This window comes from Streptomyces dysideae (assembly GCF_001514305.1).
GTDB lineage: Bacteria > Actinomycetota > Actinomycetes > Streptomycetales > Streptomycetaceae > Streptomyces > Streptomyces dysideae.
The window spans coordinates 12,353-27,923 of record NZ_KQ949095.1 but is presented as its reverse complement, the minus strand read 5'-3'; the positions used below and the strand labels follow the sequence as shown (position 1 = coordinate 27,923).

Below are 15,571 nucleotides of genomic sequence, written 5' to 3'. Positions count from 1 at the left end.
TGCAGCCTCGGGGCCGCGTTCCTCAGCGTTCGGCAGGGACGTTCTCGGTGAATCCCAGTTCGCGCAGCGCGGTACGCAGTCGTACCGCCGCGTCGTCGAGCGCGGCCTCGTCCTTCTCCAACTCGGCCTTGGTGAAATCGAAGTCGGACATGTCCCACGTGGGAGCCACGTGGATGTGCAGGTGCGGAACCTCGAAGCCGGCGATGACCAGCCCGGCTCGGGGTGCATCCCAGGCGCGCTGCACGCCGCGGCCGATCGCCTGGGCCACGGTCACGCAGTGAGTCAGCAGGCCGCTGTCCGTGTCGGTCCACTGGTCCACCTCCTGCCGTGGCACCACCAGCGTGTGACCGGGAGTGAGCGGGGCGACGGTGAGGAAAGCGGCGGCCTGGGAGTCCTGCCAGACGAACCGGGCGGGCAGCTCCCCAGCGAGGATCTGGGAAAAGAGCGTAGGCATGTGATCAGTTTTGCATTCACCGGCGGTCCGATGATGAGGGGGACCGGGGATGAACGTGCCGAGCGCCGGATCCTTGACCCCTGGTCGCCACTCCATGATGCTGTGTTGCGGCACATGAGATGCGTGCCGTAATGAGCAACATCAGACTTAGATCTCGCACCAGCCGAGGAGTGGCCATGGCTCACCAGGTCCGTGCTGTCGTCGCGCGGGGCAAGGGCGCCCCCGTCAGCCTGGAAACGATCATCGTGCCCGACCCGGGTCCGGGAGAGGCGCTGGTGAAGATCCAGGCCTGCGGGGTCTGTCACACCGACCTGCACTATCGGGAGGGCGGCATCAACGACGACTTCCCCTTCCTGCTGGGCCATGAGGCCGCAGGTGTCGTGGAGTCGGTGGGGGAGGGGGTCACCGGCGTCGCCCCCGGTGACTTCGTCATCCTCAACTGGCGTGCGGTGTGCGGGCAGTGCCGGGCCTGTCTGCGCGGACGGCCGTGGTACTGCTTCAGTACCCACAACGCGAAGCAGAAGATGACCCTGACCGACGGCACGGAGCTGTCGCCGGCGCTGGGCATCGGTGCGTTCGCGGAGAAGACGCTGGTGGCGGCGGGGCAGTGCACGAAGGTCGACCCGGCCGCGTCGGCGGCCGCCGCCGGTCTGCTGGGGTGTGGCGTGATGGCGGGCCTCGGTGCGGCCATCAACACCGGCAACGTGGGACGCGGCGACAGCGTGGCCGTCATCGGCTGCGGCGGCGTCGGGGCCGCGGCGGTCGTCGGGTCGAACCTGGCGGGCGCGGCGAAGATCATCGCGGTGGACATCGACGACGCCAAGCTGGACACCGCCAGGAAGCTGGGCGCGACCCACACCGTCAACTCCAGGAACACCGACCCGGTCGAGGCGATCCGCGAGCTGACCGGCGGATTCGGCGCCGACGTGGTCGTCGAGGCGGTCGGCCGCCCGGAGACGTACCAGCAGGCGTTCTACGCACGCGACCTGGCCGGCACGGTCGTCCTCGTCGGCGTACCGACCCCGGAGATGAAGCTCGAGCTGCCGCTGCTGGACGTTTTCGGCCGGGGCGGCTCGCTGAAGTCGTCCTGGTACGGCGACTGCCTGCCCTCCCGCGACTTCCCGATGCTCATCGACCTCTATCTCCAGGGCCGCCTGGACCTGGACGCCTTCGTGACGGAGACCATCGCGCTGGACGACGTCGAGAAGGCCTTCGAGCGGATGCATGGCGGCGACGTCCTGCGCTCGGTGGTGGTCCTGTGACGACCGGCGCCCGCATCGAACATCTCGTCACCTCGGGGACCTTCTCGCTGGACGGCGGCACCTGGGACGTCGACAACAACGTGTGGATCGTCGGCGACGACGCCGAGGCGATCGTCATCGACGCCGCACACGACGCCGGGGCGATCGCCGAGGCCCTCGGTGGGCGCACCCTGCGCGCCATCGTGTGCACCCACGCGCACAACGACCACATCGACGCAGCGCCCGAACTCGCGGCGCGCACCGGCGCGCCGATCCTGCTCCACGGTGACGACCTGCCGCTGTGGAAACAGACCCATCCCGACCGAACGCCCGACGGTGAGCTGGCCGACGGGCAGGTCCTCAGGGTGGCCGGTGTCGAGCTGACCGTGCTGCACACGCCCGGCCATGCCCCCGGCGCTGTGTGCCTGTACGCGCCGGCCCTCACGGCCCTCTTCAGCGGTGACACGCTCTTCGCGGGCGGGCCAGGGGCGACGGGACGGTCGTTCAGCCACTTCCCGACCATCGTCGACTCCATCCGGGACCGACTGCTGACCCTGCCGGGCGAGACCGTCGTACACACCGGCCACGGGGAGACGACCGCCATCGCCGCGGAGGCCCCGCACCTTCAGGAGTGGATCGACCGAGGGTTCTGACCACCCCGTCGAACAGCGCAACTGCCCACCCAAGGAGGGGGTCCAGTGTCGGACCCCCTCCCTTCTGTTGCATATGGAGGCTTGAGTTGTGTGATGAGCAACTCGAAACGACGCCCCAACCGGCCCTCTGAACGCCTTGACAAGGGTTCTGGGCCGACCTCAGACTGATGTTGCGCTTACCGCAATCCGTTTCGCTATACGCACCGAGGTGGTCATGATGATTCCCGCGTGCCCTCTGGCGGATCTCCCGCGAGGAGAGGCCTTCCGGCTCGAGATCGACCCGCCGGTCACGGTGTTTCACACCGAGGACGGCGAGCTCTTCGCCATCGACGACACGTGCACCCACCAGGACGCCTCGCTCGCCGACGGCTGGGTGGAGGACTGCTGGGTGGAGTGCCCCCTGCACGCCTCCAAGTTCAACCTGAAGACCGGTGAGGTCGACGCCCCGCCGGCCAAGCTCCCCGTCCGTACCCATGAGGTCGTCGTCCAGGACGGCATGGTCTACGTGCGGCTGTCCACGACCGCCCCGAACCTGCCGCACTGCGTCGCGCGCAAGCTCGCCGGGACCCTCACGTGAGGACGGTGGCCGTGGTGGGCGCCTCGCTGGCCGGCCTGTCGGCGGCGCGCTCACTGCGGAAGCAGGGCTACGACGGGCGGCTGGTCGTCATCGGAGACGAACTCCACCGCCCGTACGACCGGCCCCCGCTGTCCAAGGAGTTCCTGGCCGGCACCATCGGCGAGGCGGACCTCGCGCTGGAGACGGACGACGAGGACCTGGGGGCGGAGTGGCTGCTCGGCACCCGCGCCACCGGACTCGACCGCACCGACCGCGCCGTCCGGCTCGCCGACGGCCGGGAGGTCCGCGCCGACGGCATCGTCATCGCGACCGGCGCCGTCGCGCGCACCCTGCCCGGCTCCGAGGGTCTGGCCGGAGTGCATGTCCTGCGCACCCTGGACGACGCCCGCACACTACGGGACGAACTGGTCCGCGGCGGACGGCTGGTGGTGATCGGCGGCGGATTCGTCGGCGCCGAGGTCGCCTCCACCGCGTACGCCCTCGGGCTCGACGTGACGGTGGTCGAGGTGGCCCCGACGCCGCTCGCCGGACCGCTCGGCGAGGCCATGGGTGCCATCGTCTCCGCCCTTCACGCGGACCACGGCGTACGGCTGTTGTGCGGCGTGGGCGTCAAGGGGCTGAGCGGGGAGCGCCGGGTGGACGCCGTCCTGCTCGAGGACGGCCGCAGCATCCCCGCCGACATCGTCGTGGTCGGCGTGGGCGCACGACCGTGCGTCGAGTGGCTGGAAGGATCCGGCGTCGAGCTCGACAACGGCGTCAAGTGCGGTGCGGACGGCCGCACCAGCCTGGCCGGCGTGGTCGCGGTCGGCGACTGCGCCAACTGGTACGACCCCCGTACGGGCACCCATCGCCGCGTCGAACACTGGACCGGCGCGCTGGAGCGCCCCGCCGCCGCCGTCGCCACGCTGCTGGCGGGCGGTGCGGTGGAACCGGGCGTGCCCCGGCCGCCGTACTTCTGGTCGGACCAGTACGGCGTGAAGATCCAGTTCGTCGGCCACGCGGCCGCAGCCGACAGCGTGACGATCGAGGAAGGCTCCGCGGCGGACCGCAATGTCCTCGCCGTCTACCGGCGTGCCGGTGAGCCGGTCGCCGCGCTCGGGATGAACCAGCCGCGGCTGTTCACCCGCTGGCGCAAGCAACTGGCCCGCCCTGCGTCTTGACACCGCCCCTGAGGCATCCCATGCTGCGGTTTCACATGGTACGCAGCGTTGCTCCATGCACAACGCCGTCCGGAGTCGTTCTTCCCGGCGCGTGAATGACCCCTCCACGACGTTCCCCGAGGAGTGCACTGTGACCTCGACCAGCCTGCCCGACAGCCTGATCGCCACTCTCCCCGGCTCCTCCTACACCGATCCCGGGATCTTCGAGCAGGAGCAGGAGCGCATTTTCGAGTCCATGTGGTTCTGTGTCGCGCGCGCCTCCGACCTGGCGAAGCCCGGCGCCTTCCGGACCGTCGACGTGGGCCGCGAAAGCATCCTCGTCACCCGCGCGAGGGACCACAGCATCCGTGCGTACTTCAATGTATGCCGGCACCGCGGCGCGCGGATCTGCACGGAGGAGAGCGGCGAGGTCAAGCGGGCCTTCCAGTGCCCGTACCACGCCTGGACCTACGACCTGAACGGCAAGCTCGTCGCGGCGCCCAACCTGACCAAGATGCCCGACGTCGGCCGCACCGAGTACGGCCTGGTGAGCGTGGCCACCCGCGAATGGCTCGGCTATGTCTGGGTCTGCCTGGCGGAGAACCCGCCCTCCTTCGAGGAGGACGTCATCGGCGAGGTCGTCGGCCGCCTCGGCGACGTCGAGTCGATCGAGCACTACGACATCGACAGCCTCTCGGTCGGCAAGCGGATCGTCTACGACGTCAAGGCGAACTGGAAGCTCATCATCGAGAACTTCATGGAGTGCTACCACTGCGCCACGATCCACCCCGAACTGACCGAGGTGCTCCCCGAGTTCGCCGACGGCTACGCCGCCCAGTACTACGTCGGCCACGGCGCCGAGTTCGGCGAGGAGGTCCGGGGCTTCACCGTCGACGGCTCCGAGGGTCTGGACCGCATCCCCGGGGTGGCCGAGGACCAGGACCGCCGTTACTACGCGATCACCGTCAGGCCGCAGGTCTTCATCAACCTCGTCCCCGACCATGTCATCTTCCACCGCATGTACCCGGTGGCCGCGGACCGCACGATCGTCGAGTGCGACTGGCTCTATCTCCCGCACGTCGTCGAGAGCGGCAAGGACGTCAGCCGGTCGGTGGAGCTCTTCCACCGGGTCAACCAGCAGGACTTCGACGCCTGCGAGCGCACCCAGCCCGGGATGAGCTCCCGGATGTACGCCAAGGGTGGCGTCCTCGTCCCCAGTGAGCACCACATCGGTGCCTTCCACGACTGGGTGCACGAGCGCCTGGGCACGCACCAGCAGTAGGAGAGGTGGGCGCTCAGCCCAGGTAACCCATCCGGTGGCTGATCTCGTCCGCGCCCTTGATCAGCACCGGAGCGAGCTCATGCAGACGCTCCTCGGAGAGCCGGTACGAGGGGCCGGAGGCGCTCACCGCCGCGACGACGTCTCCGTCCCGGTTGCGAACCGGGGCGGCCAGGGCGTGGAGACCGAGCTCCAGCTCCTCCATGGCCCAGGCGTAGCCACGCTCCCGGGCCTCGGCGAGGTTCTTCTCGAGCTTCGTCTTCGCGGTGATGGTGTGCGGGGTGACCTTCTTCAGGCCGGTCTGGGTCAGCAGTGCGGAGCGGTCCTTGGCGGGCAGGTGGGCCAGCAGGATCTTGCCGCTCGACGTGGCGTGCAGCGGGGTCAGTTGGCCGACCCAGTTCTGCGCGGTGATGGCCCCCGGGCCGCGCACCTGGTAGAGGTTGACCGCGTAGTGCTCCTGCAGCACGGCGATGTTGACGGTCTCGCCGATCTCCTCGGCCAGGTCCTCGCAGACCGGGCGGCTCTGCTGGGTGATGTCGATGCGCCCCGTGACGGCGCCGGCCAGGCGCACGATGCCGAAGCCGAGGCGGTACTTGCCGCGCTCGCCCGCCTGCTCCACCAGGCCGCGCGCCTCCAGGGCGCCGAGCAGGCGGAACGCGGTGGACTTGTGAACATCAATCTCGCCCGCCACCTCGCTGACGCCCGCCTCGCCGCGTTGAGCCAGGATCTCCAGGACACTGATGGCGCGGTCGACCGACTGCACTCCGCCGGCGTGTGAATTCGAGGTTTCGGTTTCCAAGTTGTAGTTGCTCACAACGCAACTATACCCACAGTAAACAACGCTACTGCAAGTAACGATGGCGAAACAAAGCCCTTGCAGGTTGCGTTGGTCGCAACCTGGTGCGTATAGCGCTACTGCGGCTAGCATGCCCGCGTATCTACGGCGCGAGCGAGACGAGGCATCATGGCTCCCCTCCACTACGACTTCGTCATCGTCGGCGGCGGATCGGCCGGCAGTGCACTGGCGAACCGGCTCTCCGCGGACCCGGCGAACCGGGTGCTGGTCCTGGAGGCCGGCCGGTCCGACTATCCGTGGGACGTCTTCATCCACATGCCCGCGGCGCTGACCTATCCGATCGGCAGCCGGTTCTACGACTGGAAGTACGAGTCCGAGCCCGAACCCCACATGGGCGGCCGGCGCGTCTATCACGCCCGGGGCAAGGTGCTGGGCGGCTCCAGCAGCATCAACGGCATGATCTTCCAGCGCGGCAACCCCATGGACTACGAACGCTGGGCGGCCGACGCAGGCATGGAGACCTGGGACTACGCGCACTGCCTGCCGTACTTCAAGCGGATGGAGAACTGCCTCGCCGCCGACCCCGACGACGAGTTCCGCGGTCACGACGGACCCCTCGTCCTCGAACGCGGCCCGGCCACCAACCCGCTCTTCACGGCCTTCCTCAAGGCCACGCAGGAGGCGGGCTACGCGCCCACCGACGACGTCAACGGCTACCGGCAGGAAGGTTTCGCCAAGTTTGACCGCAACGTCCATCGCGGGCGTCGCCTGTCGGCCTCGAAGGCGTACCTGAAGCCCGCGATGAAGCGGCCGAACCTCACGGTCAGGACCCGCGCCCTCGTCACCCGGGTGCTCTTCGAGGGCAAGCGCGCCGTCGGCGTCGAGTACCAGCGCGGCCGGGGCGCGCTCCAGCAGGTCCGCGCCAAGGAAGTCATCCTGTGCGGCGGCGCGATCAACTCCCCGCAGCTGCTGCAGCTGTCCGGCGTCGGAAACGCCGAGGAGCTGAGCGCCCTCGGCCTCGACGTCGTCCACGACCTGCCGGGCGTCGGCGAGAACATGCAGGACCATCTGGAGGTCTACGTCCAGTACGCCTGCAAGCAGCCGGTCTCCATGCAGCCGTACATGGCGAAGTGGCGCGCCCCGTTCATCGGACTGCAGTGGCTCTTCCGCAAGGGCCCGGCCGCCACCAACCACTTCGAGGCCGGCGGCTTCGCCCGCAGCAACGAGGACGTCGAGTACCCCAACCTGATGTTCCACTTCCTGCCGATCGCCGTCCGCTACGACGGCTCCTCGCCGTCCGGCGGCCACGGCTACCAGGTGCACGTGGGCCCCATGTACTCCGACGCCATCGGTTCGGTGAAGATCAAGAGCAAGGACCCGCGCGAGCACCCGGCGCTGCGCTTCAACTACCTCTCCACCGAGCAGGACCGCCGCGAATGGGTCGAGGCGATCCGCGTCGCCCGCAAGCTCCTCGACCAGCCCGCGCTCGCCCCCTACAACGACGGGGAGATCTCGCCCGGCCCGTCCGTGGCGACGGACGAGGAGATCCTCGCCTGGGTCGCGAAGGAGGGCGAGACCGCCCTGCACCCGTCCTGCACCTGCAAGATGGGCACCGACGAGATGTCCGTCGTCGACCCCACCAGCATGCGGGTGCACGGCGTGGAGGGCCTGCGCGTGGTGGATGCCTCCGTCATGCCGTACGTCACCAACGGAAATATCTACGCACCGGTGATGATGATCGCCGAGAAGGCCGCCGACCTCATCCTCGGCAAGGAGCCGCAGGCGCCGTCCAAGGCCGCGTACTACCGCCACCGCGACGCCCAGAAGCAGGCCGGGTAGACCTTGGGCGCCCCAGGGCTGAGGACGCTGCTGCACAGCGTCCGCTATGAGGTGCTGCCCGCGAAGGCGACGGAGGACAAGGTCCTCGCCCATGTACCGCGCGACGTCGTCGTCACCGTGACGGCGTCGCCGGTCAAGGGCCTGGAACCGACCCTCGACCTCGCCACCCGGCTCGCGGCACACGGCTACCGCGTCGTCCCGCACGTCCCGGCGCGCCTGCTCCGGGACGACGGGCACCTGAAGGAAGTCGTCGACCGGCTCCGCGAGGCGGACGTGGACGACGTCTTCGTGCCGGCGGGCGACGCCGACCCGCCCGCCGGGGCGTACGAGGGGGCGCTGCCGGTGCTGCGCGGGCTGAGCGAGCTGGGCCGGCCCTTCACGCACGTCGGGGTCACCGGTTATCCCGAGAGTCATCCGCTCATCCATGACGACATCACCGTCCAGGCGATGTGGGACAAGCGCGAGCACGCCACCTACATCGTGAGCAACCTGTGCTTCGACCCGCGTGTGCTGAGGGAGTGGATCACCCGGATACGGAGCCGGGAGGTCACCCTGCCGGTCCATGTGGGCGTGGCGGGGCCCGTGCAGCGGGCGAAGCTGCTGGCGATGGCCACGAAGATCGGGGTGGGGGAGTCGACGCGCTTCCTGACGAAGCACGCCTCGTGGTTCGTGCGCTTCGCGGCACCCGGAGGGTATGCCCCCGAGAGGCTGCTGGCCCGCGCGGAGGAGGCCCTCACGGCACCCTCGGCGGGGGTGGCCGGCCTGCACCTGTTCACGTTCAACCAGATCGCCGAGACGGAACGGTGGCGCCGCGAGCTGCTGGACCGGTTGGGCGGCTGAGCGAGGAGAAGGATGCTGTCCGACACGGACTGGAAGCTGACTCGAACCTTCCCCAGCGCGGCCGGTGATGTCCGCTGGGACCGGCTGGGCGACCCCGGCCGACCACCGGTCGTCCTTCTGCACGGCACCCCCTTCTCCTCGTACGTCTGGCGTGCCCTGGCCCGGTCGCTCGCGCGCCACTACCAGGTGTTCGTCTGGGACATGCCCGGCTACGGGGCCTCGGAGAAGGCAGCGGGCCAGGATGTGTCCCTGGCAGCCCAGGGCCGGGTCTTCAGCGAGCTCCTGAGTCACTGGGGTCTGGCGGAACCGCTCGTGGTCGCCCACGACTTCGGCGGTGCCGTCGCCTTACGGGCGCATCTGCTGCACGGCGCCCGCTACCAGGCCCTCGCCCTGGTCGATCCGGTCGCGCTGGCGCCGTGGGGGTCTCCGTTCTTCCGGCTCGTCGGCGAGCACTCCGACGTCTTCGAGCGGTTCCCGCCCGCACTCCACCGCGCCCTCGTGCGCGAGTACGTCGCCTCCGCCAGCAGCCCGGGGCTTCATCCCGCGGTCCTCGACCGGCTCGTCGAGCCCTGGCTGGACGATCCCGGCCAGGCGGCCTTCTACCGGCAGATCGCCCAGGCCGACCAGCGTTACACAGATGAGATCCAGGGCCGGTACACCGAAATCGGCATGCCCACGCTCGTCTGCTGGGGCGAGGACGACACCTGGATCCCCGTGGCGAAAGGCCGGGAACTCGCCGCTCTCCTCCCCGGTGCGCGGTGGGAACCGATCGCCGGCGCGGGCCACTTGGTCCAGGAGGACGCCCCCGCCGAACTCACGGCGGCGCTGATCGCCTTCCTCCAGCACCCGCTCTGACCGAGCCCGGTGCGCCCGAGTCGTATACGAAACCGTCGGGGTGTGGAATGCGATTCAGTGGGTAGCGCGCAACATGACCAGGTCGACGGGGGCCTCGGCGGAGAAGTGAGGGCCGATCGGCCCTTGTGAAATCGTCATCCGTCAACCCCTTGACGCATGTCTGCACATTCGCCAGGGTGTTCCACCACAAGCAATCGAATGCACGATGCGCAACGCAATGGCGGTTGAAGGGCTGGGCGAGTGGCAGACCTGTATGTGGAGGGGACATGGCGGGAGCCGGTGGCCGGGGGCCGCCGCGAGATCCGCTGTCCCGCTGACGGCACGCTCACCGCGACCGTGTCGGAAGGGACCCGCCCCGACACCGAGGCGGCGATCGCCGCGGCCCGCCGAGCCTTCGACGAGGGACCCTGGCCGCGCACCCCCGAGCGGGAGCGCGGCGCCCTGCTGCTGCGCACCGCCGACCTCATCGAGCGCGACGCCAAGGAATTCGCGCGCGCCGAATCGCTGGACACCGGCAAGCGGCTGGTGGAGAGTGACTACGACATCGCCGACATCGTCTCCTGCTTTCGTTACTACGGCGGGATCGCCGGCACCGACGCCGGCCGGGTGATCGACACCGGCCGCGACGACGCCGTAAGCCGCGTCGTCTACGAACCGATCGGCGTGTGCGGGCTCATCACTCCCTGGAACTACCCGCTGTTGCAGGCCTCGTGGAAGGTCGCCCCCGCCCTCCTCGCGGGCAACACCATCATCCTCAAGCCCAGCGAGCTCACACCCTCCACCTCGATCCTCCTGATGAGGGCACTGGAGGAGGCCGGGCTCCCCGCCGGTGCCGCCAATCTCGTCCTGGGCACCGGGCCCGAGGTGGGCGCCCCGCTCTCCGAGGACCCCGCCGTCGACATGGTCTCCTTCACCGGGGGCCTGGAGACCGGCAAGCGGATCATGGCCACCGCCGCCGCGACCGTGAAGAAGGTCGCGCTGGAGCTCGGCGGCAAGAATCCCAACGTGATCTTCGCCGACGCCGACTTCGAGACGGCCGTGGACTTCGCTCTCACGGCCGTCTTTCTGCATTCGGGGCAGGTCTGCTCGGCCGGCGCCCGGCTGATCGTCGAGGACTCGCTGCACGACCGCCTCGTCGACGAGGTCGTCCGTCGCGCCCGGCAGATCCGCCTCGGCGGACCCTTCGACCCCGAGGCCGAGACCGGGGCGCTGATCTCCGCCCAGCACCTGGAGAAGGTCGAGGCGTACGTCGCGGGCGGCCTCGCCGAGGGCGCCGTACTGCGCTGCGGCGGCGCACGGCCCGACGACCCGGCCCTCGCGAACGGCTACTACTACCCGCCGACCGTCCTCGACGAGTGCCGGCAGGACATGCGCGTGGTGCACGAGGAGTCCTTCGGCCCCGTGCTCACCGTGGAGCGTTTCACCGACGAGGACGACGCCGTCCGCATTGCCAACGACACCGAGTACGGACTCGCCGGAGCCGTCTGGACACAGGACGCGGGCAAGGCCCAGCGGGTCGCCCGGCGGCTGCGCCACGGCACGGTGTGGATCAACGACTACCACCCCTATGTGCCGCAAGCGGAATGGGGTGGCTTCGGGCACTCGGGCGTGGGCCGTGAGCTGGGACCGACCGGCCTGGACGAGTACCGAGAGCCCAAGCACATCTGGCAGAACATCCAACCCCGGCCGCAGCACTGGTTCCGCGGCTGAACGCCGAAAAGAGATCGATCGTGACCCCAACACAGACCGAGATGCCGCAGCGGCGCGGCACGCCCCAGGATTCGGACGGTACTCCAGTCATATCCGTGCGCCGGCTGTGGAAGGTGTTCGGGCCGAAGGCCGACCAGGTACCGGAGTCCGAGGAGCTGCGCGGCCTCACCCGCCGTGAGCTCATGGACCGCACCGGGTGCACCGCCGCCGTACGCGACGTGAACTTCGATGTCGCGCCGGGGGAGGTCTTCGTCGTCATGGGCCTGTCCGGCTCCGGCAAGTCCACCCTGGTGCGATGTCTGACCCGGCTGATCGAACCCACCTCCGGTGAGCTCGTCTTCGAGGGCGAGGACATCCGCGACGCGGACCCGGGGCGCCTGCGCGACCTGCGGCGCCGCAAGTTCTCCATGGTCTTCCAGCACTTCGGGCTGCTGCCCCACCGCCGTGTCGTCGACAACGTGGCGTTCGGGCTGGAGATCCGCGGCATGGGCAAGGCCGAACGCGCCAAGCGGGCGATGGAGGTCGTCGAACTGGTCGGCCTCGCCGGCTACGAGAACTCCTACCCCGACCAGCTCTCCGGCGGTATGCAGCAACGCGTCGGCCTCGCCCGGGCGCTGGCCGGCGATCCGGACGTGCTCTTCTTCGACGAACCCTTCTCGGCACTCGACCCGATGATCCGCCGGGACATGCAGAACGAGGTCATCCGGCTGCACCACGAGGTCGGCAAGACCATGGTGTTCATCACCCACGACCTCTCCGAGGCACTCAAGCTGGGTGACCGCATCCTCATCATGCGCGACGGCAAGATGGTCCAGTGCGGCACCGGCGACGAACTGGTCGGCGCCCCCGCCGACGACTACGTACGCGAGTTCGTCAAGGACGTGCCGCGCGGCGACGTGCTCACCCTGCGGTGGATCATGCGCCCGCCGGCGGACGGCGACGCCCTGGACGGTCCCGAGCTGGGCCCGGACGTCGTGGTGAAGGAGGCCACCCGGGCGGTTCTGGCAGCCGACAAGCCGGTCAAGGTCGTCGAGGACGGCAAGCTGCTCGGCATCGTCGGAGACGAGGAGATCCTCGCGGTGGTCGCCGGGCAGGAAGGCGGCGCGTGATGGCCGTCGCCCTGGAGAAGACCGCACCCCTGGCAGGCGTACGCCAGGTCAGACGGCGCACCGTGGTGGCCGCGATCCTGGTCGCCTGGCTGGTGCTGTTCGTCATCTTCCGCGGAAGACAGACCCTGGCCCTGGCCGCCGCGGACCTCACCGACCTGCACCGGTGGTTCAACGACGTCAACGACTCCATCGGCGCGAACCGCAACTCCAACCCGCTCTTCCTCTACTTCTTCAACGAGATCCGCCTGGTCATCGACACCCTGGTGACCTTCGTCCAGGAGCTGATCTCCCAGCCCTCCGCCGACCGCCCCGTCCCGCAGGTCGGATGGCTCGGCGTCGTCGGCATCGCGGGCTATGTCTCCTGGGCCGTGGGCAACTGGCGGGTCGCCCTGCTGGCGGTGGCCGGCTTCACCTTCATGGGGCTGCAGGGGCTGTGGCAGGAGAGCATGGACACCCTGGCCCTCATCCTCTGCGCGGTCTTCGTGGCGCTGCTGTTCGCGATCCCGATCGGTGTGTGGGCGGGGCTGTCCGACCGGGTCAACCGGATCGTGACGCCCTTCCTGGACTTCATGCAGACGATGCCGACCTTCGTCTACCTGGCACCCCTGACCCTGTTCTTCCTCATCGGCGGGGCCTCCGCCACGATCGCCACCGCGATCTACGCGGCGCCGCCCGCGATCCGCATCACCGCGCACGCCATCCGCTCGGTGCCCGGGACCACCGTGGAGGCGGCGGACTCGCTTGGTGCGACACGCCGGCAGGCGCTGCTGAAGGTCCTGCTGCCGATGTCCAAGCGGACCGTGGTGATGGGCATCAACCAGTCGATCATGGCCGCCCTGGCGATGGTGACCATCGCCGCCCTGATCGACGCGCCCGGCCTCGGCAAGACCGTCGTGCAGGCCCTGCAGTCGCTCGACGTGGGAACGGCCTTCAACGCCGGCCTGGCCATCGTCGTGATGGCGATCGTCCTCGACCGGGTCACCACCGCCGCGAGCACCCGTGAGGAAGCGGCCCGGCGCTCGGGCGGCCGCTTCCTCAGCTGGCGGCGGCCGCTGCTGGCCGCGGGCGGAGTCGTCACGGTGGTCCTCGTCTACATGTCGCACACCTATGTGTGGGCGGCGGAGTTCCCCGGCGAGGGCGGCATCGGCACGTCCATCGCGAGCGCGGCCGACACCGCGACCACCTGGGCGCAGGACAACCTCTCGGGCCTCACCAACGCGTTCCGCGACGGCATCACCAACGGCCTGCTCAACCCGTTCCAGTCGCTGCTCACCGACTCCCCGTGGTGGCTCGTCGCAGCGGTGCTGATCACGCTCGGCGCGGTGCTCGGCGGCTGGCGCGCCGGCGTCACCGCGGCCGTGTGCGTGGGCCTGCTGGTCGGCACGGGCGTGTGGTCGGACGCCATGACGACGATGGCGTCGACCCTCGTGGCGACGGTGCTGGTGATGGTGCTCGGCGTCGCCATGGGAGTGTGGATGGGGCGCAGCCTGCTCGTGGACCGGGTACTGCGGCCCACCCTGGACGCGGCGCAGGTCATGCCGCCGTTCGTCTATCTCGTGCCGTTCCTCGCGCTGTTCGGCGCGACCCGTTTCACGGCCATCGTCGCCGCGATCGTCTACGCGGCACCGGTCGCCATCAAGATCATCGCGGACGGGGTCCGGGCCGTGCCTGAGACCACCGTCGAGGCGGCCACCTCCGCCGGGTGCAACACCTGGCAGACCATCACCAAGGTTCAACTGCCGATGGCACGCAGCGCCCTGACCCTCGCCACCAACCAGGGCCTGATCTATGTGCTGTCGATGGTTGTTGTGGGCGGCCTGGTAGGCGCGGGCGCCCTCGGCTACGACGTCGTGGCCGGCTTCTCGCAGGGGCAGCTGTACGGGAAGGGGCTTGCCGCTGGGCTGGCCATCGTCCTTCTCGGAGTCATGTTCGACCGGATCACTCAGGCAGCGGCGCGGCGTACCAGCGCGTAAGCAAGGGAGCAACTGACCATGGCAAGGCAAGCAAGACAGTGGAGAACCGGCGCGGCCGGCATAGCGGGCGTGGCAGTCCTCGGGCTGACCCTCACCGCCTGCGGCGGTGCGAAGGTCGGTGACAGCTCCTCGGAGGCCGGCGGCTCGGGCAGCTCCGGCAAGTGTGCCACCTTCAACCTCGCGGTCAACCCGTGGGTGGGATACGAGGCCAACGCGGCGGTCCTCGCCTACGTCGCGGAGAACGACCTCGGCTGCAAGGTGGTCCAGAAGGACCTGAAGGAAGAGATCGCCTGGCAGGGCTTCGGGACGGGCGAGGTCGACGCCGTCGTCGAGAACTGGGGCCACGACGACCTGAAGAAGAAGTACATCACCGACCAGAAGACCGCCGTCGACGCCGGCCCGACCGGCAACGAAGGTCTCATCGGCTGGTACGTGCCGCCGTGGCTGGCCAAGGAGCACCCGGACATCACCGACTGGAACAACCTCAACAAGTACGCGGCCGAGTTCAAGACCTCCGAGTCGGGCGGCAAGGGCCAGCTCCTCGACGGTGACCCGTCGTTCGTCACCAACGACGAGTCCCTGGTGAAGAACCTGAAGCTGGACTTCAAGGTCGTGTACGCGGGCAGTGAGACCGCGCTCATCCAGGCCTTCCGCAAGGCGGAGAAGAACAAGGAATGGATGATCGGCTACTTCTACGAGCCGCAGTGGTTCATGTCCGAGGTGCCGCTCGTCAAGGTCAAGCTGCCCGAGTACAAGGAGGGCTGCGACGCCGACGAGGAGAAGATCGCCTGCGACTACCCCGTGTACAAGCTCGACAAGATCGTCAGCAAGAAGTTCAGCGAGTCGGGCAGCCCGGCCTATGACCTGGTGAAGAACTTCACCTGGACGAACGACGACCAGAACACCGTGGCCAAGTACATCGCGGTGGACAAGATGGACCCCGAGGCAGCGGCGAAGAAGTGGGTCGACGCCAACCGCGACAAGGTGGAGGCCTGGATCAAGTAGACCCGGGAGCCGAACCCGGAAACCGGTCGAACGTGCCCGGTGGGCGGTGCGCACCTGTGCGCTCCGCCCACCGGGCACTGCTGTGTTCCGGCCTCTGTTCC

The 15,571-nt window shown here is 69.1% G+C and carries 14 protein-coding genes; 12 read left to right on the top strand and 2 right to left on the bottom strand.

Going from position 1 to position 15,571, the window contains the following annotated elements:
* Nucleotides 1-22: 22 nt before the first annotated feature.
* Complete coding sequence (locus AQJ91_RS28620; protein WP_067027243.1) at nucleotides 23-454, bottom strand: HIT family protein; 432 nt, start codon at nucleotides 452-454, stop codon at nucleotides 23-25.
* A gap of 176 nt (nucleotides 455-630) precedes the next feature.
* On the opposite strand from AQJ91_RS28620, the gene AQJ91_RS28615 reads away from it, so the two are divergent.
* The 5 genes from AQJ91_RS28615 (at nucleotide 631) to AQJ91_RS28595 (ending at nucleotide 5,346) form a co-directional block, all read left to right on the top strand.
* Entirely contained in the window at nucleotides 631-1,716 is a 1,086-nt protein-coding gene (locus AQJ91_RS28615; RefSeq protein WP_067027241.1) for an S-(hydroxymethyl)mycothiol dehydrogenase, read from the top strand.
* Nucleotides 1,713-2,348: an MBL fold metallo-hydrolase gene (locus AQJ91_RS28610; protein WP_067027239.1), complete on the top strand. Its 636-nt coding sequence runs from the start codon at nucleotides 1,713-1,715 to the stop codon at nucleotides 2,346-2,348. The genes AQJ91_RS28615 and AQJ91_RS28610 overlap by 4 nt, the downstream gene beginning before the upstream one ends.
* 214 nt (nucleotides 2,349-2,562) lie before the next feature.
* Nucleotides 2,563-2,925: a bifunctional 3-phenylpropionate/cinnamic acid dioxygenase ferredoxin subunit gene (locus AQJ91_RS28605; protein WP_067027237.1), complete on the top strand. Its 363-nt coding sequence runs from the start codon at nucleotides 2,563-2,565 to the stop codon at nucleotides 2,923-2,925.
* Entirely contained in the window at nucleotides 2,922-4,085 is a 1,164-nt protein-coding gene (locus AQJ91_RS28600) for an NAD(P)/FAD-dependent oxidoreductase (RefSeq protein ID WP_067027235.1), read from the top strand. The genes AQJ91_RS28605 and AQJ91_RS28600 overlap by 4 nt, the downstream gene beginning before the upstream one ends.
* 130 nt (nucleotides 4,086-4,215) lie before the next feature.
* Nucleotides 4,216-5,346, top strand: coding sequence for an aromatic ring-hydroxylating oxygenase subunit alpha (locus AQJ91_RS28595; RefSeq protein ID WP_067027233.1), 1,131 nt, complete (start codon nucleotides 4,216-4,218; stop codon nucleotides 5,344-5,346).
* A 13-nt stretch (nucleotides 5,347-5,359) separates the two neighbouring features.
* Here the strand turns inward: AQJ91_RS28595 and AQJ91_RS28590 are convergent, their stop codons facing one another.
* On the bottom strand, nucleotides 5,360-6,106 hold the full coding sequence (locus tag AQJ91_RS28590) for an IclR family transcriptional regulator (protein WP_067027232.1): 747 nt from the start codon (nucleotides 6,104-6,106) through the stop codon (nucleotides 5,360-5,362).
* Nucleotides 6,107-6,307: 201 nt separating this feature from the next.
* Between AQJ91_RS28590 and betA the strand changes: the two genes are divergently transcribed.
* The 7 genes from betA to AQJ91_RS28555 all read left to right on the top strand — a co-directional run bounded on the left by betA (nucleotide 6,308) and on the right by AQJ91_RS28555 (nucleotide 15,470).
* Nucleotides 6,308-7,978, top strand: coding sequence for a choline dehydrogenase (gene betA, locus AQJ91_RS28585; RefSeq protein WP_067027230.1), 1,671 nt, complete (start codon nucleotides 6,308-6,310; stop codon nucleotides 7,976-7,978).
* Between the two features lie 3 nt (nucleotides 7,979-7,981).
* Nucleotides 7,982-8,818, top strand: a complete 837-nt coding sequence (locus AQJ91_RS28580) for a methylenetetrahydrofolate reductase (RefSeq protein WP_067027228.1) — start codon at nucleotides 7,982-7,984, stop codon at nucleotides 8,816-8,818.
* Nucleotides 8,819-8,830: 12 nt separating this feature from the next.
* Complete coding sequence (locus AQJ91_RS28575) at nucleotides 8,831-9,673, top strand: alpha/beta fold hydrolase (RefSeq protein ID WP_067027226.1); 843 nt, start codon at nucleotides 8,831-8,833, stop codon at nucleotides 9,671-9,673.
* A gap of 240 nt (nucleotides 9,674-9,913) precedes the next feature.
* Entirely contained in the window at nucleotides 9,914-11,383 is a 1,470-nt protein-coding gene (locus tag AQJ91_RS28570) for an aldehyde dehydrogenase family protein (RefSeq protein WP_067027223.1), read from the top strand.
* A gap of 20 nt (nucleotides 11,384-11,403) precedes the next feature.
* The gene (locus AQJ91_RS28565) at nucleotides 11,404-12,492 is read left to right on the top strand and encodes a quaternary amine ABC transporter ATP-binding protein (RefSeq protein WP_067027220.1); all 1,089 of its coding nucleotides are present in this window, start codon (nucleotides 11,404-11,406) and stop codon (nucleotides 12,490-12,492) included.
* On the top strand, nucleotides 12,492-14,465 hold the full coding sequence (locus AQJ91_RS28560; RefSeq protein ID WP_067027218.1) for an ABC transporter permease: 1,974 nt from the start codon (nucleotides 12,492-12,494) through the stop codon (nucleotides 14,463-14,465). Before AQJ91_RS28565 ends, AQJ91_RS28560 begins: the two co-directional genes overlap by 1 nt.
* Nucleotides 14,466-14,483: 18 nt before the next feature.
* Nucleotides 14,484-15,470, top strand: coding sequence for an ABC transporter substrate-binding protein (locus AQJ91_RS28555; protein WP_067027217.1), 987 nt, complete (start codon nucleotides 14,484-14,486; stop codon nucleotides 15,468-15,470).
* Nucleotides 15,471-15,571 lie beyond the last annotated feature (101 nt).

Excerpts from the sequence above, each read along its gene's own strand:
- AQJ91_RS28620 (WP_067027243.1), bottom strand. The coding sequence starts at position 454 with ATGCCTACGCTCTTTTCCCAGATCCTCGCTGGGGAGCTGCCCGCCCGG.
- AQJ91_RS28615 (WP_067027241.1), top strand. The coding sequence starts at position 631 with ATGGCTCACCAGGTCCGTGCTGTCGTCGCGCGGGGCAAGGGCGCCCCC.
- AQJ91_RS28605 (WP_067027237.1), top strand. The coding sequence starts at position 2,563 with ATGATGATTCCCGCGTGCCCTCTGGCGGATCTCCCGCGAGGAGAGGCC.
- betA (WP_067027230.1), top strand. The coding sequence starts at position 6,308 with ATGGCTCCCCTCCACTACGACTTCGTCATCGTCGGCGGCGGATCGGCC.
- AQJ91_RS28575 (WP_067027226.1), top strand. The coding sequence starts at position 8,831 with ATGCTGTCCGACACGGACTGGAAGCTGACTCGAACCTTCCCCAGCGCG.
- AQJ91_RS28560 (WP_067027218.1), top strand. The coding sequence starts at position 12,492 with ATGGCCGTCGCCCTGGAGAAGACCGCACCCCTGGCAGGCGTACGCCAG.
- AQJ91_RS28555 (WP_067027217.1), top strand. The coding sequence starts at position 14,484 with ATGGCAAGGCAAGCAAGACAGTGGAGAACCGGCGCGGCCGGCATAGCG.